Origin of the sequence: Streptomyces sp. Je 1-4 4N24, from assembly GCF_026239515.1 — a bacterium.
Lineage (GTDB): Bacteria > Actinomycetota > Actinomycetes > Streptomycetales > Streptomycetaceae > Streptomyces > Streptomyces nigrescens.
Window position 1 is genome coordinate 8706062 of the sequence record NZ_CP110836.1, and the last position, 23070, is coordinate 8729131.

Here is a 23070-nt window from a genome sequence, read left to right on the forward strand (position 1 = left end):
TCTGCGCCGGCCGCAGCGCGATTGCGGGTTCGCGGATGGGAAATGCGGATGGGAAATTACGCCGCTTGGCATGAGCTGCTGCCCCAAGGGAGACCAGGGGCGCCCGCTAAGATGCCCCAAGAATGCAAACATCCCTATATGCGAGCTATCGGCCTTCGGTTCGCTGATATCCGGGATGGTGCGTCAGGGCGGGGCCGGTCCGCTCACGGAGTGGGCGTCCATGGTCGGCCCTGTGCGGTGACGGTGCTCGTGCCACAGGGTCGCCAGACGGGACGCGAAGCCCGCGACCGTCCGGACCGGGTGCTCGCACAGCGGCGAGCGAACCGAGCACCCGGAGGGAAAGGACGCTGTGTGAGCGTGCAACGGGTGGGCGTCGTCGTCCACGGAGGCCGCCCCGGCGCTGTGGCGGCCGCCGACGTCGTCCGACGGTGGTGCGAACGCCAGGATGTCGGCTGCGTCGCCATCGACGTGTGGAGTCAGGAGGGACTGCGGCGAGATGCGCGGGAAGAAGTCGGTGCGGCCGGCAGCCCCGATCTGATCGTCACGCTCGGAGGAGACGGCACCTTCCTGCGCGGAGCACGCCTGGCTGCACAGAACGACGCGCTTGTCCTCGGTGTCGACCTGGGCACCCTCGGCTTTCTGACCGAGGTTCCGGCCGACGGTGTCGAGAGCGCACTGGACACCATCCATCGCGGCCAAGTGAACGTCGAGACCCGCCTGATGCTGACGATGCGGGCGTCCTGTCCGCTGCAACTCCCCGAGGGTATGGAGACCCTCTTGCGCTACGGCCGGGGTCCCGCGCTACCGCCTCCGCCGGTGCGCCCCGAGTGTGCCGTCGCCCGGGACTGGGGGATGGCCCTGAACGTGACAGCTCTCAACGACATCGTCCTGGAGAAACTGGCACGCGACCGGCAGGTCTCCCTCGGTGTGTACCTCGCGGGCCGACTGCTCGCCTCCTACTCCGCCGACGCCGTCCTGGTCGCCACGCCCACCGGATCCACCGCCTACAGCTTCGCCGCGGGCGGCCCCGTCATCTCCCCCCGAGCCGACGCCATCGTCTTCACCCCAGTCGCTCCGCACATGGCCTTCAACCGCTCGGTAGTTGCCGCACCCGACGAAGCCGTCGCCGTACGCGTCCTGGGACACTCCGGCCGCGCGGCGGTGAGCGTCGACGGTCAGTTGCGCGGCGTCCTGGATCCAGGGGACTGGATCGGTGTCTACGCGGCTCCGCAGCGCCTGCGCGTCGTGCGGCTCGGGCCAACCGACTTCTACGGCAGGCTACGTGAGCGCATGCGCCTGACCGATGCCCCCGCGACCGCCGACGCCGACGCCGACATCACCCCCATGTGGCCCCACACCAGCCCACCCCCCGATGACCTCGCGCACCTGCGCCTTCCGCCCCTGCCCACGCAGGTCGACTGAGCTGACTCTCCCATCCGCGGGTACTCGGGGGTGTCTTCCCGATCAAGCCGGGCTCGCGGGGTCTGGCGCGCCCTCCCCCACGCCTGAACGGCGCGGGGGACCCCCATCGGCGTTGTCGTCACACTTCCCCAAGCTCTCGGCTTCGCTCGAGCAGGGGAGGCCCCAACCGCTCCGCGTCGACTTCCTCCTCCGCCTTGCGATCGCGCCCCCCGAGCCGGTCGGCTAGCTCGGGCGGATTGCGGCCTCGATGTGGGCGAGTTGGGCGGCGAGGATCTCTTCGAACGCGGCGCGGCGGTCTGCCCCGAGGGGGCGGACGTCGCGGGCGAAGTGGGCCAGGGCGGGGAACCGTTCGGGGTCGGCGCCGAGGACTGCGACGCGGAACAGCTCCATGCCCTGTTCGTACTCTTCGGGGGGGATGGTGCTGACCCCGGCTTCGGAGGCGATCAACGCGGCGATGAGGATCGCGATCCGGTGGTAGCGCGCAGGGATCTCCTCGTCGGGCAGTCCCGACGCGCGCAGGGCCTGCAGCACCTCTTCCATGACCAGCCGGGAACCGGTGCCGCTTGACGCATAGCGTCCCCAGACCGCGGCGAGCTGGGGCTGCTGACCGAAGGCCTCTCTCAGGCGCAGGGCCAGGGCCGTGATGCGCTGCTTCCAGTTGCCCTCGGGCCGGTAGCCGTCCATGGCGGCCAGGAGGATCCGGTCGGCGACCGCGCGCAGCAGTTCGGTCTTGCTGCGGAAGTGCCGGTAGAGGCTGGAGGAATCGGTCCCGAGGGTCGCGGCGAGCTTGCGCACGCTGAACGACTCGGCGTCGCTCGTGCGCAGCAGCTCCGCCGCCGTATCCAGGATCTCCTCGGTCGACCAGCGCTTTCGGCCTGCCATCCCACTCCTCTCGCCGGGGCTCAGTCTAACCTATGCACTTGGTGTTGCACGCACCGCGTGCATAATGAGGACATGAGCTTGCCGGACGGCCCGGCAGCAGGCGGGCCGATGTGCCCTCGGGCCCTGTTACCGGGGTCAGGCGGCCGACGTGGAGCTGACCCCGGGGAATACGAAAGGACGCATGTCGTGAGGAACGCACTGGATCCTGCAGAGCTGAACGCCGCCATCGAAAACGTCCACCGCGCCGGGATGCCGGGCCTGTTCGCCGAGGTGCGTGACGGTGACCAGGTCTGGCGAGGCGCCGCCGGGGTCGCTGATATCGCCACCGGTCGCCCCGTCACCGCCGACATGCGGCACCGCGTCGGCAGCATCACCAAGACCTTCACCGCTGCCGCGGTTCTGCAGCAGGTCGAGAGCGGTCAGATCGGTCTCGACCTGCCGATCGGCCGGTACCTTCCAAGGCTGGTTCCCGGAGAACGCGGTGACGCGATCACGGTCCGGATGTTGATCAACCACACCAGCGGCCTCGCCGAGTACCTCCCGTACGCCTACCCCTCCCTCAAGGCGTACCCCGCCCTCGCGGACACCGGCCCCCAGAGCCTGGACGACAACCGGCTCACGTGTTTCGACCCCACTGAACTGATCGAGATGGGGGTCACCGCACCTGCCGTCGGCGCCCCGGGCGGTACGCCGGGGGTGTACTCCAACACCAACTACCTGCTCCTCGTCCAACTCCTGGAACAGGTGACCGGCACCACCGCCGAGCAGTACATCACCCGGAACGTCATCGAGCGCGCCGGGCTTCAGGACACCGAACTCCCCGCCGGACCGTACGTCAACGGGCCCCACTCGCAGCTCTACGAGGCCTGGTTCGGCATGATCGACCCGCCGCGCGACTACAGCGTCTACGACATGTCATGGGTGGGGCCGTCGGCCTCGCTGATATCAACCGTCGCGGACCTCAACCGCTTCTACGGCATGCTGCTGGCCGGGGAGGTCGTCAGCCCGTCGTCGCTGGCGCAGATGCAACGCACTGTCCCGGTCGTCTCCCAAGAGGGAAAGACGATCGACTACGGCCTCGGCCTGCACCCGATGGAGGGTCCCGGTCAGGGCACCTTCTGGGGCCATGGCGGCACGGTCTGGGGTGGTGGAGCGCTGGCCATGACCCGTGCCGATGGCCGGCGGCAGATGGCGGTCGCGGTGAACCTGCAGAGGTGGAACAGGCTCGACTCCTCCGGCAAGCCGCAGCCCCATCCCATCGACGACGCGCTTGCGGCGCTCTACCGCGTGGCGATGTACGGCTGACCGGGCCGGGGACAGCGTGGCCTTCACCAAGCCATCAAGCATCCCGAGACGGGGAGTTGAGATGGCAGCAGAATGACCGCAGCACGTTCGGTACGGCGACGCCGCAGGCTCCTGACGGTGAGGTGGATCGGGATGGCTTCCTGCCTGGCCGGGGCCCTGACGGTCGCACTGCGGCGGAGGCGGCCGCGACGGTGTGACGCCGGCACCGTCCGACTCCGCACGTGGGGAACGGAGGGTGGTCATCCCGACAGCAGCGCCCCGAGCCATGGCCCGCCCGGCCCCGAAAGGGCGGCCCCCGAAAGGGGCCGGGGGCGGGGCCGCCGGCACCGCAGCGCCCGCGGCACGGACTCCACTGACACAGGACAACGTCACAGACCCGGACCGACCACCGGTCACGACCACCACACACCATGGAGGAAGACACAGTGAAACGCATCGGCATCATCGGAGTGGGCGAGATCGGCCGGGCCATCGTGATGGGCCTGCGTCACGGGGGCGACGAGTTGCCAGAGGTGTTCCTCTCCCCCCGGGGCGCCCGGACGGCTACGGAGCTGTCCGAGCGCTACGAGGGCATACAGGTGTGTGCCGACAACCAGGAGGTGGTGGACCGCTCCGAGTTGGTGATCATCGCCGTACGACGCCAGGACCGGCACGACGCCCTCGCCGGCGTACGGGTGGACGACGACAAGATCGTGGTGAACGTGATGGCGGGTGTCGGCAACGACGACCTGCGCCGGACACTCGCCACCGAAGCCCCGCTGGCCCGTGCCATCCCCCTGCCGGCCATCCGCGAACGCCGCTCCGTCACGGTGGTGTACCCCTCGCACCCGGAGGTGAACTCGCTCTTCGAGCGACTGGGCGGGGTGCTTCCCGTGGCGGACGAGGATGCCTTCAACGTCTTCTCCACACTGACGGGGACGCTGACCACCCACTACTGGTACCTCGCCACACTCACGTCGTGGGCCGCCGGCCACGGCATCGCCTCCGAGGACGCGGACCGCTACGTTCGCGGCCTCTTCCAGGGCGTCGGTCGTGCCCTGAGCGACGAGACCCGTTCCCTGCACCAACTCGCAGCCGACCACGAGACCCCGAACGGCAACAACGAACGCATCCGCACCACCTGGTTCGACCCGGCCAACTCCGAGGCCCTGACCAGCGCACTTGACGCGCTCCTCGCCGACCTCGCATAGCCACGTCGGCAGAGACGGGCGCCCAGCCTTGCGCGGCAGCCGCAAGTGAACCCGCCGCTTGCCGCTGCCGGGCCGGACCTTCGTGCCCTACCCCGTGGCGGACACACCGCCTGAGCCACCGGCGCCTGGTCAGCTCTCCATTTCGGACAGCCGGTTCGCCTCGCCCGGCAGCACGGGGTCGCCCACGTCGACGGACTGCAGGACGTGGGCCAGGGCCTCCGCACCCCGCATCACCCTGGGGCCCGGCCGGTTGAAGTAGGCGGGTACGTCGAGGACCCAGACAGCGTCGTTGCGCACGGCGGGCAGTTCGTTCCAGCCCGGCAGTTCGGTGAGCAGACCGCGTTCTTGCAGCGTGCGGTCGATGCTGAAGCCGCACGGCAGCACGAGGAGGACGTCGGGGCGTGCGGCGCGTACCGCACTCCACTCCATCGGCTTGGTGTGCTCGCCCGGCACCGCGAGCAGCGGTGTGCCGCCGGCGCAGGTGATCTGCTCCGGTACCCGGTACCCGGTACCCGGTACCCGGTACCCGGTGCCCCGCGGGCCAGAGCGGGTCGAGCCACTCGATGGCCACCACACGCGGCCGCGGCAGGCCGGCCGTCAGCCGCTCCACCGTCGCCAGGCGCGCGCGGAGCTGTTCCCGCCGCCGCTCGGCACGTTCGCGTACGCCCAGCAGAGCGTCCACGGGACAGCCCTTAATCTTCACGGATGGCCGACGAACCCATGATGGCGAACGTGCAGATTGACGATGCGGGCCTTGTCCTGGCGAAGGACCTGCATGCGGATGGGGCTTACTACTTCCCCCGTCATGGCCAGGTGGCGGATATTGAGTGCTGCTCTCTGTCCCTGGCCGAGGCGCTGCATGCGCGAATCCGGCCCGTCGGAACTGCTGAAACCGTGTTACGGAACTGGGCGACGGGCGGTCCGGTGAGGGCAGCTGCGCTCTGGGAGGATCCGGCGGCAGCTGACCCGGTGAGGGTCAGGGCCGGCGCCGTCGTCATTCGCGACGAGCAGATGTTGCTCATTGGCTTCGAGGAGGACGGACAACCGTTCTACGAGATCCCCGGCGGCGGAGTCGAGGCCGGGGAGACGCTGCGCGCAGCGGCGGTCAGAGAGCTGCGAGAGGAATCCGGCCTGGCTGGAAGCGTGATCAAGGAGGTAGCCCGGGTCTGGAAGGACAATCGCCGTGAGCACTACTTTCTCCTCAACGCCGAAGGCGAGATCGGCGCCCGTGAGCAACTCGACAACCATGGCGGCACGCCAGTATGGGTTCCGATAGACCGGCTGCCCACTACCCCGGTCTGGCCGCGGCGACTTGCTTGGCGCATCGCTCACTGGCACTTGGCAGGCTGGCCGACCCCGCCGGCCGAGCTCGGCGACAGCATCCACGACCTACAAGCCGACTGCACTTGGTAAGTGGGCTCCGGAGCCGCTCAGCAATGCCAAGCATCCGCAGCTCCCCATGACCTCATTCTGAAACGATCAGTTACTGCATCGTCCACTGCCCCGCAGGCACGACCACCCTGGACGAGTTGATCCACATCGCCGGCAGCCGGCGGTCCGTCGAAGAATGCTTCAACGGCGAAGCAGGGGTGCGGTCTGGACGATTACCAAGTCCGCCGCTACCAGGGCCGGCATCGCCACATCACCCTGGCCATGGCCGCACACGCCTGCCTGACGGTCCTGCGGGCCCGTGAACTCGATGCGGGAAAGCAGAGTCGGATCACCCCAGCTCATCGACCTCAGCCTCGCCGAGATCAGACGCCCGATCGCCCGCCTCACTGACCGCCAACCGCACCCGTCGACCACATCCTGCACTGGTCACGCTCACGCCGCAGACGCCAACACCGGGCCCGCATCTGCCACTACACACGACGCGGCCACAGCCCACAGCACTGCAAGCACGTCGACGACCAGGCCGAAGACTGACCAGAGCCACACCTGAGGCCCCCGCCCGAACTGGGTGGGGGCGCCTTGGGTTCTGTGCGCCAGAACTCCATCCGGGGGCGATGGGCGTCGACCTGGGGCAGTTCGAGCTACCTACTCCACCGCATACAGCAGGTTGTACTCAGCACCATCCGCCCTGAAGCGCAGACTGCGCTCACCAGGCGTATCCGTGATCCACTGCTCCCCGAGCCTGCCATCCCCGACTGTTCCGCCGACCTCCCCGAGGGAGACGGCAATCGTTCCCGTGAAGTCGCAGTCGTACTTGACGGTGTACATCCGGTCTCCCAGCACCGTCCCATTCCACACAGTGCCACGATTCTGGACAACAAGCCTCGGCTCGTCGAAGCCGCTCCAGCCCTCAGTCGTGACGCACTTGAGCTTCTCCAGATAGAGCTTGGCCATACCGTCCCCTGTGAAGGATCCTCCTCGACACTTCACATCCTGCCGAGCCTCAATAAACGATCACTAAACGAATGGACGCGGTCTTCGCCGCCAAGGCGACACCCTGCCAGGGGAGGGTGGGGCATCGCTGTAGCCCTCTTCAGAGCAGCCAGTGCGCCCGGCACCACCGGCCCCAAGGCTGACCAGCCACGCCAACAACGCCGGCGATACCAGCAGCTACAGGTGGTGGCTCGCGCGAACCGGGAGGCCGCGGCGGCCCAGCGTCACGCACCACGTCTCAGCGTCCAGCGACTCCGCTGGAGGCCGAGAACGCCTCCGCCGACTCCCAACTGATCGTCGGCTGTCGTCACGGTGCCGGCTCCTGGTGCTCGTCGGCTCCGATACCAGGCACTCTCCGACGAACTCAGGGGCTGGGTGGTGCCGTAGATCCGCTGTAGGAGCCGCGGCCGCCCGTGTGGATACTGATCACCATGCGTACCGACTTCGACCCTGCTGCCCTGTCCCGCAACGAGTTCTACAAGCTGCTGACCGCGGTCGTCGTGCCGCGGCCCATCGCCTGGGTCTCGACGATCAGCCCTGATTGTGCTTCCGCGAACCTGGCCCCGCACTCCTTCTTCACCATCGCCAGCGTCGCGCCGCCCGTTGTGCAGTTCACTTCCGTAGGCCGTAAGGACACCTTGCGCAATATCGAGGCGACCGGACAATTCGTGGTGAACCTGGCCCCGGAGGGGCTCTTCGAGCAGATCAATGACACGGGTACGGATTTCCCGCACGGGGTGAGTGAGTTCGAGGCGGCCGGGGTCGGTTCTGAGCCGAGTCTGCGGGTCAAGCCGCCGCGGGTGGCGGCCTCGCCGGTGGCGTTGGAGTGCGAGGTGCACACCACGCTGGGAATCGGGGATTCCACCGTGGTGTTCGGGCGCGTGGTGCATGCGGTCGTGGCGCAGGACGTGCTGGTCGACGGGCACCCGGAAATCTCCAGGATGCAGCCCCTGTCACGGCTGGGGAAGGACGAGTGGGGGACGGTCGGCGACGTACGGGAGATCTCCCGTATTCGGCATGCGGACTGGCAGGGGCCGGCGGGCGGACGGTAGGGAAGGGAGTCGAAGGAGGGGGCCAGGGGAGAGTACCGGGGAGAGGTGGGGGGAAGGCTCGGTTCTCCCGGTCTCGCGGAATCATCTTCCTTTGCGTTTCGTGAGGGTTTCATGTCGGTTTATTCGTAGGCCACTTATGGCCCACGGTGGGGTTCGAGACTTTCGCATGATGGTTGTTGTTGCGACGGTGGTGACGTTGTCGGTGTCTGCCTGTGCAATGGATGACTGGAGTTGCCGTGACTGCTCTCGATCCCGGGTGGAAAGCTTCACCTGTATCCACTGACTTCTCTGGTACCTCTGCTTCCACCAGCTCCTCTGATTGCTCTGGTTCCTCTGATCCCGCTGCTTCCCCGGCGTGCCCGGCGTCCTCGGTTTTCTCTGGTTCCTCGGGATCTGGTCCCTTTTCTGGTGCCGGGACTGCGTCGGTCAGTCGGCGGTTCTCCTTTCGGGTGGCGGCTGCTGCGGTGGTCGCCGGGCCGGTGGCGGCGGTGCACGGGGCGGGGACCGCATACGCCGCGGACGGTGGGCGGGCGCTGCGGGTGATGACCTTCAATCTGCGGTACGCCTCTGATGTCCGGCCGCATTCCTGGGCCGAGCGCCGGCCAGTGATGCGTAGCTTGCTGCGTCATGAGGCCCCGCACCTGCTCGGGACGCAGGAAGGGCTGTACGGGCAGTTACGTGATGTCGCCGAGGACCTCGGACCGCATTACGACTGGGTGGGGACCGGGCGGGGCGGTGGGAGCAAGGACGAATTCGCGGCCGTTTTCTATGATGTCCGACGGCTCGCGCCGGTCGAGTACGACCATTTCTGGCTGTCCGATACGCCGTATCTGATCGGGTCGGCGACCTGGGGAAACACCGTGGTTCGGATGGTGACCTGGGTCCGATTCCGGGATGTGCGTGCCGGGAGAGAGCTCTATGCCCTCAATACCCATCTCGATCATGCGAATCAGTACTCGCGTGAGCGCTCCGCCCGTCTGATCAATGAACGGCTGGGTGGGCTGGACCCTTCGCTGCCTCGGATCGTCATGGGCGACTTCAATGTCGCGGCGCACAAGAATTCCGTGTACGAGGCGATGCTCGACGGCGGCTCGCTCGTCGACAGCTGGGACACGGCCGACGAGCGCAGCAGACAGTACGCCACCTTTCATGGGTACCGGCCGCTGGTGCCGGACGGGGACCGCGTCGATTGGATCCTCACGTCGCCGGGGGTGCGTACGCGGCGCGCCACGATCAATACGTACTCCGCGCACGGTCAGTTTCCGAGCGATCACCTACCGGTTCAGGCGCTGCTCGATTGGTGAGAGTGAGGAGGCGAGGATAGTGGGCCGTGGCGCCGGTGCGCGGTTCCTGGTCCGTGGTCCGTGGTCCGTGGTGCGTGGTGCGTGGTGCGTGGTGCGTGATGAGGGTGGGGCGGGACCTGTGCGGGCGGCTGCGGCCGGATTGGTCGGTGTTCTGGGTCCAGCGAGGGCGCACCGAGGGCGCGCCCAGGGCGCGCCGCGGGAGTCGGTTCCGGCGATGCCGTCGCGGCTCAGGAGTGCGTGTGCTGACGGGCGGCGGAGCCACGGATCTGCAGGCCGTCGAGAAGGTCCTGGGTCGCGGCTGCCACGGCGTCCACGGCCTGGTCGAATACCTCGCGGTTGTGTGCGGCGGGGGCGCGGAATCCGGAGACCTTGCGGACGTACTGCAGGGCTGCGGCCCGGATGTCCTCGTCGGTGACCTCGGGGGTGGTGGGCGGACGGAGGGTCTTGATGCTGCGGCACATGAGTCCAGTGTGCCTCGCGGTGCCGGAGTCAGCCGTCGAGTCCGGTCACCCGCATCGTGATGTTGAGGCGGCCGCCGGCCAGACCGGACGCCGGGTCGCCGGTGCCCGGTCGGACCTTGGGAACGCCGTGGTAGGCGAAGCGGGACGGTCCGCCGAAGACGAAGAGGTCACCGGAGGCCAGCTCGATATCGGTGTACGGCTTGGTACGCGTCTCGGTGTTGCCGAACCGGAAGACGCAGGTGTCGCCGATGCTGAGCGAGACGACCGGCGCGCCGGAGCGCTCCTCCTTGTCCTGATGCATACCGAGCTTCGCCTGGCCGTCGTAGAAGTTGATCAGTGCGGTGTCCGGTGTGTAGCCATCGCCCGCGGCGGAATCCTGATACGCCTCGACCAGCGCGCGGCGCCCCAACTCGACCATCCAGTCGGGGAATTCGGGCACCCGGGCGCCGTTCACATCGTCGGCGGTGCGGGTGTACGCGTACGGCTGCCAGTGCCAGCCGATGCACACCGTCTGGACGGACATCACGCCCCCGCGCGGCAGCTTGGTGTGCCGGATCGGAGCCGGGCCGCGCGCCCAGTCACGGCACGCGGTGACCAGCTCGCGCTGCTGGGCCATGGTCAGCCAGCCGGGGACGTGGACGGCGCCGGGGGCGATTTCCTGTCGGTTTCCGGCGCGGGCGCGTTCTTGGCAGCTGCCGGTACGGGCGCGGCTACGGTCGGACATGGGGGAGTGGTGGCCTCCGGGTCCGCCGGATTTTCCCGCGCCGCCAGAGCCGTCCGGACCTCCAGGCTCTCCGGCGACGGCCGGTCGACCAGGCCCTTTGGGGCCCTCGGGCTCCCCGAAGTCCTCGAAGCCGGGTAGTGGCGTGCTCATCTGCTCCTGCCTCATCGCTGGCTGTTTACAGCGTGCCACGGGGACGAAGCGGCGGTCTCCTACGGGCCGGTGACTGCTGCGTGACCCAGCCACGGTCGATGGCCCAGGTGCCGCCGTCCGCTGTGGCGCCGCGCATGCCCTGCAGCGTTGCCGCGCCTGCCAGGGCTGGGACGCGGGAGTCGCCGAGTGCCGCGAAGCCATAGGTACGGGCCGGATCCCAGTCGGTGCTGTGACGTAGCCGGCGGCTCATCTGGGCCCAGCCGAGCGGGGCGGCGGCCACCACCCAGGCATCCGGTTCCTCGGCGGTGAAACGGTGGGCCGCCCGTAGCCAGGACGCGGCGGATTCCGGCCAGTCGACCATGGCGAGGACCGGCTGCCGGCCGATCTCCCGCCATGCTGCGACGAACGCTGCCGCGGACGAACGCGACGCGGCGTCCCGGCTGTGTCCGACGACCACCGTGGCGATACGAACACCGGGCGCGGTCAACAGGTCGAGAAGGGTGGCGAGTTCCGCGTCGGAGTGCGGAGCGGGGGAGGGGAGGCCGCCATAGGCGGCCACCTCGGCTCGGGGAATGAGGGGCGAGATCATCGGGGAGGGATTTCCGGACTCGGCCGGGCTCAGATGAGGGTGGGTTGGAGGGCGCCCTCGTGTGTGAGCAGCGCAATCTTTCGTTCGACGCCCGCGGCGTAGCCGCGCATCGTGCCGTCCGCGCCGATCACGCGATGGCAGGGGCGCAGGATCAGCAGCGGGTTTGCGCCGATCGCGGCCCCGAGAGCCCGTACATCGCCCCGCGGCATTCCGACCACGTCGGCGAGTCGGCCGTAGGTGGTCGTGCTGCCGTACGGAATCGCTTCCAGGGCTCGCCAGACGCGCTCCTGGAATTCCGTACCGGCAGTGCGGAACGCCAGCTCGAAGCGGGTGAGCTCACCGGCGAAGTAGGCGCGGAGCCGGCGCACGGCCTCGGCGAAGGGGCCGGGGTCGCGTCGCCAGTGCGGCTGTACGGTCACGCCCCGCTGCTGTGGCATGGAGAGGGAGGTCAGGGCAGTGCCGCCGGGGGCGGTGGCCGATTCCTCGCCGACGAGCAGCAGCTCGCCCAGGGGGCTGTCGAAGGTGGTGTAGCTGGTGGTGACAGTGGTCGTCTCGGGGGAGATCATGGCGCGTCCTCGTTTGTGTCCGCTGCTTTCACTCTTTGAGTCTGCGGGGGGGGGGTGCCCCTATGGGTTTCGTCAACCTATGGGGGCGGGTTGGGGCTGGTAGAAGGTGCCGTCGCGGAGCATGGCGAAGAGCACGTCGGCTCGTCGTCTGGCGAGGCAGAGGAGGGCTTGGGTGTGGTGTTTTCCCTGGGCGATCTTCTTGTCGTAGTAGGTCCTGGAGGCGGGGTCGGCCAGGGCGGCGAACGCGGAGAGGAAGAAGGCGCGTTTGAGCTGCTTGTTTCCTCTCCGGGAGGGTTGTTCGCCGCGGATGGAGGAGCCGGAGCTTCTGGTGGCTGGGGCGAGTCCGGCGTAGGCGGCGAGGTGGGCGGCGGACGGGAAACGGGAACCGTCGCCGACGTCGATGAGGATCCGTGCTCCGGTCCTGACGCCGATCCCCGGCATGGACGTCAGGACCTTGGAAAGAGGGTGGGTCTCCAGCAGTTCCTCGATCCTGGTGGCGAGGAGTTTCCGCTGGTCAAGCACTGCCTGGAGCGAGCGGGTGAGGCTGGGGACGATCAATGCGGCTGCATCCGTGCCGGGGACGACGACGGTCTGCTCGTCCAGCGCGGTGAAGATGTCCTCAACCAGGCGTTCGGCCATGCGCGGTGCCTTCGGCCGCATCAGGCTGACCAGCCGCCGGCGTCCGGCCTTGCGGATCTGGGCCGGGGAACCGAACTGGTCGAGCAGCTTGAGCACCGCTGGGTGCTGCACTCGTGGCCCCAGCACCCGTTCCAGCGACGGGTGGATCTGCGTCAGCAGGCCCCGCAGCCGGTTGCTGACACGGGTGGCTTCGCCGGCCAGGTCGTCGTCGAAGCCCACGATCATCTCCAGCTCGGCAACCGCCTCGTCGGCGAGCTCGATCGTCCGCAGTGTGTGCGGCATCGAGCGGGCGGCGTCGGCGATGACGAAGGCGTCGCGGGCGTCGGTCTTGGCCTCGCCGGGGTAGAGGTCGGCGATCCGCCGCATCGTCAGGCCCGGCAGGTAGGCGACCGGGCAGCCCATGTCCCGGGCCACAGCCAGCGGCAGAGCACCGATCGATGCGGGCTGGTCGACCACCACCAGCACGGTCTGGTGCTTGGCCTGCAGCTTGGCGAAGACCTCGCGGAGCTTGGGTTCGCTGTTGGGCAGCCGCTTGTCGAACGCCTTCTTCCCGGCCGGGGTGACGGCGGTGGCGTGGTGTTCGCCCTTGCCGACGTCCAGGCCGAGGAAGGCACCGATGTCGCTGACGTCGATCACGTGCTTCCTCCGGTCGTTCCCGCCCGGCCGTCCCACGGCACCGATCGCCACATCCACATTACGAAGAGCCTCCCGACCTGCGAAGAAGCCGGTGGTCATGCCCCTAATCAGCGGTCTGTCGATGCCTCCGGAGCTGGTGACACCACCCCCCAGGTCATGCGTTCGACAGGGGGAGAAAGTCATACCAACTCCGGAGGCCAGGCGCCCCATTGCGGGGCCACCAAGAAGGTAATGGGGGGGGAGGCGCATCGGCTGGCGGAAATCGGACGTCGTGGTTCCGCCTCTTCGCCCCTCAGCCACGCCAGGACCCCGCCGCCCACCAGCAGCTCGTTGTAGCGGTAGACGGTGGCCCTGGAGGCTTCGGGAATCCGGGGCGCAGAACTGATCGGTGGTCAGCAGCCGTCCGCCGCCCAGCGCATGAACGATCCGCAGCTGGATGGGGTGGGCGAGCAGCTCCAGAGAATCGCCGTCCAAGCTGTCTCACAGCTGCTACCTTTCTCAATTGTGCGAATAGATGAAGTGAAGGCGCTGGAGGTGGCGCAGAGCCTGGCCGCGCTGCTGCGGGCGGAGCGTTTCGCCGAGATGGTGGAGTTGTTCGCGCCACCGCTGCGTGCTGCGGTCTCCGCGGATGCGTTGCGGCTCGCGTGGGCGGCGGAGTTGGCCGGACGGGGCAAGGTCAGGCAGATCGGGGAGCCGGTGAGCGCGGCCGCTGAGGCCGAACCGGTACGTGTGCGCATCCCGGTGGAGTGCGCCGACGGCAACTTCACCGTGGTCACGTCGGTTGGCGGTGATGGCCTGCTGCACGGCCTGCGGCTCGATCCGGACGGCGGCGCCGAGTGGCAGCCGCCGCACTACGCGGAGCCGACCCGGTTCATTGAGCGAGACGTCCTGCTCGGCACCGGGCCGCTCGCCGTGCCCGGAACGCTGAGCCTGCCAGTCGGCCCCGGACCGTGGCCCGCTGTGGTACTGCTCAGCGGCGGCGGCGCGTTCGACCGGGACGAGAGCAGCGGCCCGAACAAGCCGCTCAAGGACCTCGCTTGGGGGCTCGCCTCCCGGAATGTGGCCGTGTTGCGTTTCGACAAGATCACCTTTACGCGGCCTGACCGTCTGCTATCCGACTTCACCATGACCGACGAGTATCTGCCGCATGCGCTCGCCGCCGTCCGGCTACTCCGGCAGCAGTCAGAGGTGGACGCGGACCGCATCCACCTCCTCGGCCACAGCATGGGCGGCAAAGCGGCTCCCCGGATCGCCGCCGCCGACCCGTCGATCGCCGGTCTGGTCCTGCTCGCAGCGGACGCGCAGCCGATGCACGAGGCGGCCGTCCGAGTGGCCCGCTATCTCACCGCGCTTGCACCCCACCCGAGCGCGGACGAGGCTGTGACGGCGCTCGTCCGGCAGGCCGCGCTGGTAGCGGGCCCCGCACTCACGCCTGACACGCCGTCGGAGCTGCTGCCGCTCGGGCTTTCCGCCGCCTACTGGCTCGACCTGCGTGGCTACGATCCAGTGGCCACGGCAGCCGGTCTGGCCTGCCCGATGCTGATTCTGCAGGGCGGGCGGGACTATCAGGTGACCGTCGCCGACGACCTGACGCGCTGGCGGGGTGCCCTGGAAGGCCGCCCCGACGTGGCGATCCGGATCCACCCGGACGCCAACCACCTTTTCTTTACCGGCCAGGGGCGGCCCACCCCGGCCGAGTACGCGCGGCCAGGGCATGTCGACGCTGCGGTAGTAGACGAGATCGCCACCTGGCTGGCGCGTCGGTAGGTGAAGGATGCCTCTATGGGACGGCAGGGGGGCGATCTCACGGATGCCGGGGGGAACGGCGGAGGCCGCTCCTGCCGGTGAACAACGGGAGGCGCGGGCTTTGGCGTGATCCGGTGTGGGGCCAGGGCACCGCCCTTGCCTTGACCTTTGTGGAGACTACGCCGCCTCGACAACCTCCGCTACCTCCGAGCGCACCGCCAACGTCCATATCTCCAGCAGCACCGCATACTCCGCCATGTCCTGAGCCGACCACGCCAGGCCGCGCCGGGCGCGCACAAATCGCCGGATCGACTCGTTGGCCTCGGAGGCAGGAACGGGCACACCTGTAGGGGCAGAAGGAGTTGGGGACATATGAGCAATGCTAGGGGCAGACACTGACAACGCGGCCCCGCGCGCACCGGCCCACGGCTCATAGTCCCTGCCCGAGGCTGGCGTTTCGACGGTGCCTCAACTTCCTGACCAGCAAGGACCGTCGGCCTCCCGCGCCGCCTTCGCTTCCTGCATGTGTCCATTCCCACACGCTCCGCGATCATCCGCGGCCGCGACGGAAGGCGGTACCGACGACAGGGCCGCCGCCCCCCTCGACGTCGCTGCTTTCAGGGGAGGAAGAGGCAGAACGGGTGCCCTGCCGGATCAAGCAATACCCGGACATCATCCTGCGGCTGAAAAGCGGCGCGCGTCGCCCCTGCCGCGACCGCATACGCCTCGGCGCCGTCAAGGTCATCGACCCGGAGATCGAGATGGAGCATCTTCTGCTGCTCCTCGGGCCGTTCCGGCCACACGGGGGTCTGATATCCGGGCTCGGACTGGAACGAGAGCCCGGTCCCGCCGTCCGGGCAGCCGAGCAGGACCCAGTCTGGTTCGCTGTATTTCACCTCCCAGCCGAGCAGTCGCCGGTAGAAGTCCGCAAGCGCATGGGCATCAGGGCAGTCCAAGACCACCGTCGCCAGCGAAATCTGAGGTCGCTCAGCCATCATCGATCCCACCATTCCCCACTACCCGCTACTACTCCCCACCACTTCCATCATTCCTGTCGGCTCCACTGCTTCCACCGCTCCCCCCGCGGTTCCGTCCCCCACGTCGGCACAGCGACTTGCCGGATCTACGTGCCTCCTCCGGACGTCCTGGTTTCCTTCCTGCCGCAGGGTCTGGCGAGGATGGGTGAAGGTCGGGCTGCAGCCGCCAGGGGATATCCCGATCGGGTGATGTATCAAGCCCCCCAAGTCCCCCGTTGGCACCGGTGCGGCTGGGCCGCACCCCCGCTTTCACCTCAGGAAATGCCCTCTGGGTTAGCCATCACGCCCCTCCTCGAGCTCAAGCGGCGTCGCTCCCCGGAGGCCGCCCTTGAGTACTCCGCCGTGTTCCGTCGGACCGCGTTGTCAGTGGTGCCCCGTACCGTGGTTTCCGTAACTATCCGAGCTGCTGGCGCTCCTCGGACCCGCTCCGCTCCCGTGACAGCGCACGGGAGCGGAGCACACATCCGAGTGGCAGGGCGGCCTTATCGGCGGGGTGCCGGGAGCGGAAGCTCCTTCGGAGCGACGAGGAGTGAGTGGGGTGGCTTTGTGTCGGTCAGGCCTGCGGGCCCGCCGGCAGTTGTCCCGCACAGTGCCTGCGAGATGTGCTTCCCCATGGCGGTGTCTATCGGGCCGGTGGGGTCGGGGAGGCCGTTCCCGTCGAGCTTCTGATAGCGCGTCAGGTTGAAACCGAGGGACATTTGCCGTTGGCCGTCCGCACTGGACACGGACCAGGTCATGGCACCCAGCACCAGGCCGTTGTGCCCCCAGAAGTCTCCGCACGGCAGGCGCCATCTGAACAGGCCCAGTCCATAGCGCAACGCGCTGTCCTCGGTGGGTAGCGTGGTCTTCATCTGTCGCAGCTGGGCCGGGGCAAGCAGTTCACCACCCAGCAGCGCCCGGTAGAAGCGGTTCAGATCGGCCATGGTCGATACGAGCGACCCCGCGGTGCCGGCCCAGGACATGTTGTAGACGCTGAAGTCCCGCGGTGGGTCGAACCCGCCGTGCGCGGCCTCGTACATCCTGGCGTGCGGTCCGGTGAGGTAGGCCGATCGTGGGAAGTAGGTGTGCCGGAGCCCTGCCTTCCGGATGACGTGCTCGGTGATGTACGTCTCCGGCGACTTGCCGGTGACCTTTTGCAGCAGGAGACCCGCGAGCACGAAGTTGGTGTTGGAGTAGTGATGAGCCCGGCCCGGCTTGCCCAACGGCTCCGCCTTCAGCCCCAGCCGGGCCAATTCCCGGGGATCGAACTGGTGGAAGCGGTTGCCTTCGATGCTGTCCCCTGTGGGGAAGATGGCTCCGCCGTAGTCGCCGATGCCGCTGGTGTGGTTCAGCAGCATCCGTACGGTGATGGTGCGCCCGCGTTCCCCGGGAACGAGGTCGGGCAGATAGCGGCCTATCGGAGCGTCCAGCTCGATGTGCCCCTTGCTGACCTGCTGGAGGACGCCGACCGCGGTGAAGGTTTTGGTGATGCTGCCGATCCGATGCTCCATCTGCGGAGTGGTGGGGCGCCCGGTGTCGACGTCGGCGACTCCCGAAGCGCCCTGCCACCCTGCGGTGCCGCTTCGCACCGCAGAGTAAGCGCCGTACATCCCTGCGTCATGAAAGGCCTTGAGCGTCCTTTCCAGGGCAGCCCGGTCGATGCCGGACCGGTCGGTGGCCCCCGCGGTGGCGGCGTTGCCCGCGGGTGTGCTCGGCGGGGCGGCAGCAGAAGCAGCGGTAGGGATCGTCAGTGTGAGTAAGGCGGCGGTGGCAGTCCCGGCCAGCCGCATGCGCCGGCGAGGGGTGGAGGCAACGGGCATGAATTCTCCGTCAGTTCAAGGTCTGCAGACAGCGTTCGATCTTCGCTGTCCCGATTCTCGCGACGGGACAGCAGGCAGACGTCAGCCTGTGGAACGACCTTGATCACAAGCCCACATGACAAATGTCAGGTTTCCCGAGGCTGGGTTGTGCGCTCCCTGTCGAGGGGCGGGCCGTATGACGGGCCGGCTCTCGGGGCCCCGGCAGAGCCGCTCAGGTAAAGGTCCATCCGGTCAGGGATCCTCACCTCGGAGTTCTCCTGAGGCGCCGTGGGCAGGAGTGGGCGACGATGGAATGGCCGAGGTGCAGCGGCGCGCTGAGAGTGCCGGCGGGAAGCGTCGCCGGGGGCACCTGCCCAGTTTTATCGGGAGGCCCTGATGGATTACCCGGAATGCTATGAGCTCGTATTTCAAGCCCCCGCGGTGGAGGACGACGTAGTGATCGTCCATCGCACCGAGCGGGCGGGAGCGGGCGGGTATCCGGTCTACGAGGATGAGTCGGGGATCGTACGCGCAGAGATCAGCGACCGGGGCGAGGTCCGCATGCTGGCCAGCGGGGGACACCAGATGCTCCGCACGCCGATGCTGGCGCGACCCCTCACCCCGTGAGCTTCGGGAGCCCATCCGACGGCCCAGCCTGCGCATCCATGCACACACTCTGTCGGCATTCGATTGCACTGTGTTGAACCTGTAGTGGTGAGAGGTGCCCCGCCGCGGTGGCGGCGATAGCGGCGGTAGCAGGCCCCGGGCGTCGCTCCCGTAACCTTCTGGGATTCGCCCGTTACGGCGGGGTGCGGGGTGCGGGGTGCGTGCTGAGCGGCGGGCCTGTGGTCTGGGCAGGCATCAGTCGAGGAGAAGCGGGAAACTCTGGATCGGGTTCGGCCGTCCCGCCGCTCGCGCAGGGCGCAAGGCAGATCCCGGTCAGCGTTCTCCGGGCTCGTGTGTGGGCTCCGGGCGAATTACTGCCAGGCCGGATTGCAAGTCCACGGTGCTGCGGGGCGGGGCGCCGGACTCCGCATCGTCACGGAGGACGAGCCGGCGTTCCTTCTCTTCCTGGACATGTTGTTGTGAGGGTTGGAAGAGTTCGTCCCATGCGCCGGATGTCGCGCCGCCCCCTCCGAACTTACGCCGACGCCGGATCACCCACGCGAAGAGCAGCATCCAAAGGGCAACAACTGCACCTGCGACCGTCAGAAACACCTGGACTCGCCTCCGTATGCCGGTCCGGTCTTCCAAGAGCTGGAGCTCGATGTTCTGGTTGCTGCCGAGAAGTCGACAGGATCTTGATTTCGTTCCGCCCCGGGCCGAACGGATATCAGAGACCGCGTAGATGGCCTCGCTTCTGAGGCGTTCGTCGGGCGTCGGACTTTGACGCTTTCTCGCTGTCCGCGTTGCTTTCGTCGGTGTCGCCGACCGTGTGGGTTTCCCCTGCCTCGCCGTCCTCGGTCTCACCGTTCTCGAGGTCGCTGTTTCCGGCGGCGTCAGGCTTGGTGGCGCGTTCGGAGTGCGGTGTGGGGGTGGTGGCGTGGCCTTCGAGCACGGCCATGGCGCGTTCGAGCGTCTCACCGGTGACCTGCATCCGGATCCTGGCCAGTCGTTCTAATTCGGTACGCGACACCACGTCAGGGTACCTGCAGTCAGTTCAAACCTCGGCATGACACAAAGATTGCTGGAGTGAGGGGAGTTGGGTGTGGTCATTTCTCTAACCTCCGATTCGGAGGGCTACGGGGATTTGGGTGGCTGTGGGGCTACGGGGCGTCGCTGAGAGCACGGGTGACGGCTGCTTCGGCATGCAGCCGGGTGGTCGGAAAGACCGGGACCGGGCTGTGCTCCGCCCCGATGAGCAGCTCGATCTCGGTGCAGCCCAGCACGATGCCCTCGGCTCCGGCAGTAATGAGGTCCCTGATGACGGCCATGAACGACTGCCGGGATTCTTCGTGGACGATGCCGAGGCACAGTTCCTCGTAGATCACACGATGGACGGTGTCGCGCCCGGTGGCGTCCGGGACCAGCACGTCCAGCCCGTGGCTTTCCAGCCGGCCGCGGTAGAAGTCCTGCTCCATGGTGAAGGCGGTACCCAGCAGTCCAATACGGCGCAGGCCGCTCGCACGGACGGCGTCGGCCGTGGTGTCGGCGAGGTGCAGCAGCGGGACGGTGACGGCGTCGGCCACTTGGTCGGCGACTTTGTGCATGGTGTTGGTGCAGATCAGCAGCATGTCCGCGCCGGCCGACTCCAGTGCCCTGGCGGCGTCGGCGAGTACCTCGCCCGCCTGGTCCCAGCGCCCTTCGACCTGCAGCCGTTCGATCTCTGCGAAATCCACGGAGTAGAGCACGCACCGAGCGGAGTGAAGGCCGCCCAGACGCTCACGCGTCAACTCGTTCAGCAGCCGGTAGTACTCCGCCGTGGACTCCCAGCTCATGCCTCCGAGCAGCCCGATTGTCTTCATCGGGCCACCTTTGCACAGGGGGAGGGTATTTATCTCACCGCCCCCGGCAACCACCGTTCTGTGCTGTTGCTTTACTGCGTCCCCAGTCTCTCGCGGTCGTCTGACAACGCCCGGATCTGCGGAGGAGAGGGGGAGAGCAGCGGCCCGACCCCTTGGGGCGGCCCGTCAATGGATCGCTGCATTGGTATGGACATGTTCGCGGTGGTGCTCATAACCTAACGCTGGTCTAGACCGCAGCACTCTCGCGGTCGTAGTTGCGTTGTCGCTGTCGCTGTCGTCGTCGTGCCGCGCTTGCTGGTGTGGTCTCGTACCGCCTGATCCACCCGTGCTCCAACGTCCCTCTGCCTGCTCGCCAGTTGTTCCATCTGGGCGACCGCTGCAACTGGCGTTCCTGTAAGGCGTTCCCCCCACCGTGGCCCCTCCTTGCCAGGAGGACGGCCCCAGAAGGAGTCACCGCAATGAGGTCACGTATTGCCGCGCTGCTGGGCGCCGCGACCGTAGCCGTGGGCATAGCGCTTGTCGTGCCGACGATGCCTGCGGCTGCCGCGACGGACTGCTTCAACTGCGCCGCGGCCCCGGCCGGTGCCGACGCCCGAGCCGAGGGATTCGTCGTCAGCGAGGCGCAGTTCAACCAGATGTTCCCGAACCGGAATGCGTTCTACACCTACAGCGGCCTGACCGCAGCCCTCAGCGCCTATCCGGAGTTCGCCAACACCGGGAGCGATACCGTAAGGCGGCAGGAGGCCGCGGCTTTCCTCGCGAACGTCAGTCACGAGACCGGTGGCCTCGTCCATGTGGTCGAGCAGAACACCGGGAACTATCCCCACTACTGCGACGCAAGCCAGCCGTATGGGTGCCCGGCCGGCCAGGCGGCCTACTACGGCCGCGGGCCGATACAGCTCAGCTGGAACTTCAACTACAAGGCAGCGGGCGATGCGCTGGGCATCGACCTGCTGAACAATCCCTACTTGGTGGAGCGGGACGCCGCCGTCGCCTGGAAGACCGCCCTCTGGTACTGGAACACACAGACCGGGCCGGGCACCATGACCCCGCATCATGCGATGGTCAGCGGAGCCGGCTTCGGCGAGACCATCCGCAGCATCAACGGCTCCCTCGAATGCAACGGCGGCAACCCCGGCCAGGTGCAGAGCCGGATCAATAGCTACAAGAGCTTTGTGCAGATCCTGGGGACCACACCTGGCGACAATTTGAGCTGCTGACGCGCAGTGCGGCCGGCCCGCCAGCGGTCGGCTGTGGGCGCCTCGTCGGCTAGGCCCAGGCCGGTCGGTCCTGGTGAATCAGCCCTCGGCGTCCGACGCTGCACCGCGTCGGACGCCGTGACCCTTTCCGGGCCCTTCTCCGGACACCGCACGGGCGCAGTACAGCTAGGCGGGAGGGGAAAGCCCTCGGGCAGCACGCCGTCGGCGAACAGCATCATGGCCCGCTCGGCGGCGCGGGTGCCGCCCCGCCGGCGAATGCCGCCACGGCCCACCGGACAGCTTCTAGCTGTTCCAGCGCACCGGCAGATGCTCGGTTCCCCTGAGCAGCCCGGTGCGCCAGGTCAGGTCGTCGAAATCGGCGTCCATGGCGAGGGTGGGGCAGCGTTCCAAGAGGGACCGGAGGGCGACACGGGCCTCCAGCCGGGCGAGCGGGGCGCCGAGGCAGAAGTGGATGCCGTGGCCGAAGGCGGTGTGTCCGCGAGCGTCACGGGTGATGTCGAAGTCATTGGCGGCGGCGAAGTGTTCGCGGTCCCGGGAGGCAGAGGCGAGGGCGATCACTACGGTCTCGCCGGCGGGGATCAGTGTGCCGCCGATCTCGACCGGCTCCGCGGTGAAGCGCCAGGTGGCCGTCTCCACCGGGCCGTCGTAGCGCAGCATCTCCTCCACGGCGTTGTCGAGAAGGGAGTAGTCGGCGCGCAGAGCCGCCAGTTGGGCAGGGTGCTGCAGCAGGGCGCGTACGCCATTGGCCAGGAGACTGACGGTCGTCTCATGGCCGGCGACCAGCAGCAGGAAGGCCGTGCCGACCAGCTCGTCACGGGAGAGCTGGTCGCCGTCCTCGTCGCTGGTGCGGATCAGGGCGCTGAGCAGGCCGTCGCCAGGAGCGTTGCGCATGGTTTCGATGAGGTCGACGAGGTAACCGGACATCGCCACCACCGCCTCCTGCGCTGCCTGCTCGCTGGTCGGCGCGACGATCTCGTTCGACCAGGCGCGGAAGGCGTCCCGGTCCATGGCGGGGACGCCGAGCAGTTCGCAGATGACGGTCATGGGCAGCGGGAAGGCGAGCGCCTCCACCAGGTCGGCACGGCCCTCCGGGGCGGCCAGCATCGTGTCCAGCAGTTCGTCGGTGATCTGCTGCACCCGCGGCCGGAGTGCCTCGACGCGGCGGGGCGTGAATTCTTTGGCCACCAGCTTCCGCAGCCGGGTGTGGTGGGGCGGGTCCGCATCCAGCATGTTCGTCCACAGGGCCGACTCTTCGCCTGCGTCACTCTGCAGCCCGGCTTCGCGCCAGTTCTTGCTGAGGCGAGGGTCGCTGAGCGCGGCTCTGACCGCCTCGTGCCCGACGACCAGCCACGCCTCTGGCGCGTAGGGGAGACGCACCCGGTGTACGGGCCCCTGGGCGCGCAGCTTGGCGTAGTACGGGTAAGGATCCGCGGTGAAGTCCTTGCCGTAGGCCCCCAGATCGACAATGTCCGCCATGCGTTGCCCGCCCCTCTTGATGATCCCCGATGATGCACGAAGC

General features: G+C 68.1%; 24 protein-coding genes and 1 pseudogene. 10 read left to right on the top strand and 15 right to left on the bottom strand.

Annotated elements, in window-relative coordinates:
• The first annotated feature begins 351 nt into the window (after positions 1-351).
• Positions 352-1422: an NAD(+)/NADH kinase gene (locus tag SLV14N_RS37755; protein WP_208687360.1), complete on the top strand. Its 1071-nt coding sequence runs from the start codon at positions 352-354 to the stop codon at positions 1420-1422.
• 222 nt (positions 1423-1644) lie between these two features.
• Here the strand turns inward: SLV14N_RS37755 and SLV14N_RS37760 are convergent, their stop codons facing one another.
• Positions 1645-2304 carry a TetR/AcrR family transcriptional regulator gene (locus tag SLV14N_RS37760; RefSeq protein WP_208687361.1) on the bottom strand — a complete coding sequence of 220 codons (660 nt, stop codon included), beginning with the start codon at positions 2302-2304 and terminating at the stop codon, positions 1645-1647.
• A gap of 186 nt (positions 2305-2490) precedes the next feature.
• On the opposite strand from SLV14N_RS37760, the gene SLV14N_RS37765 reads away from it, so the two are divergent.
• Both SLV14N_RS37765 and SLV14N_RS37770 read left to right on the top strand, forming a co-directional pair.
• Positions 2491-3609, top strand: a complete 1119-nt coding sequence (locus SLV14N_RS37765) for a serine hydrolase (RefSeq protein ID WP_263272873.1) — start codon at positions 2491-2493, stop codon at positions 3607-3609.
• Positions 3610-4034: 425 nt separating this feature from the next.
• On the top strand, positions 4035-4799 hold the full coding sequence (locus SLV14N_RS37770; protein ID WP_263272874.1) for an NAD(P)-binding domain-containing protein: 765 nt from the start codon (positions 4035-4037) through the stop codon (positions 4797-4799).
• 129 nt (positions 4800-4928) lie between these two features.
• Here the strand turns inward: SLV14N_RS37770 and SLV14N_RS37775 are convergent, their stop codons facing one another.
• Positions 4929-5228, bottom strand: coding sequence for a hypothetical protein (locus SLV14N_RS37775; RefSeq protein ID WP_265875049.1), 300 nt, complete (start codon positions 5226-5228; stop codon positions 4929-4931).
• Positions 5229-5504: 276 nt separating this feature from the next.
• Between SLV14N_RS37775 and SLV14N_RS37780 the strand changes: the two genes are divergently transcribed.
• Together SLV14N_RS37780 and SLV14N_RS37785 are read left to right on the top strand one after the other, a co-directional pair.
• Positions 5505-6212: an NUDIX domain-containing protein gene (locus SLV14N_RS37780; protein WP_263272876.1), complete on the top strand. Its 708-nt coding sequence runs from the start codon at positions 5505-5507 to the stop codon at positions 6210-6212.
• Between the two features lie 59 nt (positions 6213-6271).
• Positions 6272-6559, top strand: a pseudogene (locus SLV14N_RS37785) (IS701 family transposase); the annotation flags it as partial.
• Between the two features lie 277 nt (positions 6560-6836).
• Here the strand turns inward: SLV14N_RS37785 and SLV14N_RS37790 are convergent.
• Positions 6837-7145 carry a hypothetical protein gene (locus tag SLV14N_RS37790; RefSeq protein ID WP_208687364.1) on the bottom strand — a complete coding sequence of 103 codons (309 nt, stop codon included), beginning with the start codon at positions 7143-7145 and terminating at the stop codon, positions 6837-6839.
• Positions 7146-7615: 470 nt separating this feature from the next.
• Here SLV14N_RS37790 and SLV14N_RS37795 point away from each other — a divergent pair, with 470 nt between their 5' ends.
• Both SLV14N_RS37795 and SLV14N_RS37800 read left to right on the top strand, forming a co-directional pair.
• The gene (locus tag SLV14N_RS37795) at positions 7616-8236 is read left to right on the top strand and encodes a flavin reductase family protein (protein WP_263272877.1); all 621 of its coding nucleotides are present in this window, start codon (positions 7616-7618) and stop codon (positions 8234-8236) included.
• A gap of 449 nt (positions 8237-8685) precedes the next feature.
• The gene (locus SLV14N_RS37800) at positions 8686-9540 is read left to right on the top strand and encodes an endonuclease/exonuclease/phosphatase family protein (RefSeq protein WP_263272878.1); all 855 of its coding nucleotides are present in this window, start codon (positions 8686-8688) and stop codon (positions 9538-9540) included.
• A gap of 227 nt (positions 9541-9767) precedes the next feature.
• Here the strand turns inward: SLV14N_RS37800 and SLV14N_RS37805 are convergent, their stop codons facing one another.
• From SLV14N_RS37805 to SLV14N_RS37825, 5 genes are all read right to left on the bottom strand, one after another.
• Positions 9768-10001 carry a DUF2277 domain-containing protein gene (locus SLV14N_RS37805; RefSeq protein ID WP_208687367.1) on the bottom strand — a complete coding sequence of 78 codons (234 nt, stop codon included), beginning with the start codon at positions 9999-10001 and terminating at the stop codon, positions 9768-9770.
• A gap of 28 nt (positions 10002-10029) precedes the next feature.
• Positions 10030-10725: an alpha-ketoglutarate-dependent dioxygenase AlkB gene (locus SLV14N_RS37810; RefSeq protein WP_259670673.1), complete on the bottom strand. Its 696-nt coding sequence runs from the start codon at positions 10723-10725 to the stop codon at positions 10030-10032.
• A 175-nt stretch (positions 10726-10900) separates the two neighbouring features.
• Entirely contained in the window at positions 10901-11464 is a 564-nt protein-coding gene (locus SLV14N_RS37815) for a hypothetical protein (protein ID WP_221174724.1), read from the bottom strand.
• A 29-nt stretch (positions 11465-11493) separates the two neighbouring features.
• Positions 11494-12030 (bottom strand): methylated-DNA--[protein]-cysteine S-methyltransferase, encoded by a 537-nt coding sequence (locus SLV14N_RS37820; protein ID WP_208687368.1) that lies wholly within the window; start codon positions 12028-12030, stop codon positions 11494-11496.
• A 72-nt stretch (positions 12031-12102) separates the two neighbouring features.
• Positions 12103-13305 (bottom strand): IS110 family transposase, encoded by a 1203-nt coding sequence (locus SLV14N_RS37825; protein ID WP_208680617.1) that lies wholly within the window; start codon positions 13303-13305, stop codon positions 12103-12105.
• Positions 13306-13650: 345 nt separating this feature from the next.
• Between SLV14N_RS37825 and SLV14N_RS37830 the strand changes: the two genes are divergently transcribed.
• Positions 13651-15072: a S9 family peptidase gene (locus SLV14N_RS37830; RefSeq protein WP_259670674.1), complete on the top strand. Its 1422-nt coding sequence runs from the start codon at positions 13651-13653 to the stop codon at positions 15070-15072.
• Between the two features lie 156 nt (positions 15073-15228).
• On the opposite strand, the gene SLV14N_RS37835 is transcribed toward SLV14N_RS37830, so the two are convergent.
• From SLV14N_RS37835 to SLV14N_RS37845, 3 genes are all read right to left on the bottom strand, one after another.
• Complete coding sequence (locus tag SLV14N_RS37835; RefSeq protein WP_259670675.1) at positions 15229-15393, bottom strand: hypothetical protein; 165 nt, start codon at positions 15391-15393, stop codon at positions 15229-15231.
• 275 nt (positions 15394-15668) lie between these two features.
• A complete protein-coding gene (locus SLV14N_RS37840) occupies positions 15669-16049 on the bottom strand; it encodes a VOC family protein (RefSeq protein WP_221174725.1) in 381 nt (126 codons plus the stop codon).
• Positions 16050-16570: 521 nt separating this feature from the next.
• Positions 16571-17887 carry a serine hydrolase domain-containing protein gene (locus SLV14N_RS37845; RefSeq protein ID WP_317633729.1) on the bottom strand — a complete coding sequence of 439 codons (1317 nt, stop codon included), beginning with the start codon at positions 17885-17887 and terminating at the stop codon, positions 16571-16573.
• A gap of 375 nt (positions 17888-18262) precedes the next feature.
• Here SLV14N_RS37845 and SLV14N_RS37850 point away from each other — a divergent pair, with 375 nt between their 5' ends.
• Entirely contained in the window at positions 18263-18493 is a 231-nt protein-coding gene (locus SLV14N_RS37850; RefSeq protein ID WP_093636193.1) for a DUF6296 family protein, read from the top strand.
• 312 nt (positions 18494-18805) lie between these two features.
• Here SLV14N_RS37850 and SLV14N_RS37855 read toward each other — a convergent pair whose 3' ends face one another.
• From SLV14N_RS37855 to SLV14N_RS37865, 3 genes are all read right to left on the bottom strand, one after another.
• Entirely contained in the window at positions 18806-19045 is a 240-nt protein-coding gene (locus SLV14N_RS37855; RefSeq protein ID WP_263273416.1) for a DUF6191 domain-containing protein, read from the bottom strand.
• Between the two features lie 154 nt (positions 19046-19199).
• Positions 19200-19502 carry a hypothetical protein gene (locus tag SLV14N_RS37860; RefSeq protein ID WP_263272879.1) on the bottom strand — a complete coding sequence of 101 codons (303 nt, stop codon included), beginning with the start codon at positions 19500-19502 and terminating at the stop codon, positions 19200-19202.
• A gap of 130 nt (positions 19503-19632) precedes the next feature.
• Complete coding sequence (locus tag SLV14N_RS37865) at positions 19633-20331, bottom strand: aspartate/glutamate racemase family protein (RefSeq protein WP_208687372.1); 699 nt, start codon at positions 20329-20331, stop codon at positions 19633-19635.
• A 458-nt stretch (positions 20332-20789) separates the two neighbouring features.
• On the opposite strand from SLV14N_RS37865, the gene SLV14N_RS37870 reads away from it, so the two are divergent.
• Positions 20790-21551 (top strand): chitinase, encoded by a 762-nt coding sequence (locus SLV14N_RS37870; RefSeq protein WP_263272880.1) that lies wholly within the window; start codon positions 20790-20792, stop codon positions 21549-21551.
• A gap of 282 nt (positions 21552-21833) precedes the next feature.
• On the opposite strand, the gene SLV14N_RS37875 is transcribed toward SLV14N_RS37870, so the two are convergent.
• The gene (locus SLV14N_RS37875; RefSeq protein WP_263272881.1) at positions 21834-23027 is read right to left on the bottom strand and encodes a cytochrome P450; all 1194 of its coding nucleotides are present in this window, start codon (positions 23025-23027) and stop codon (positions 21834-21836) included.
• Positions 23028-23070: the final 43 nt, after the last annotated feature.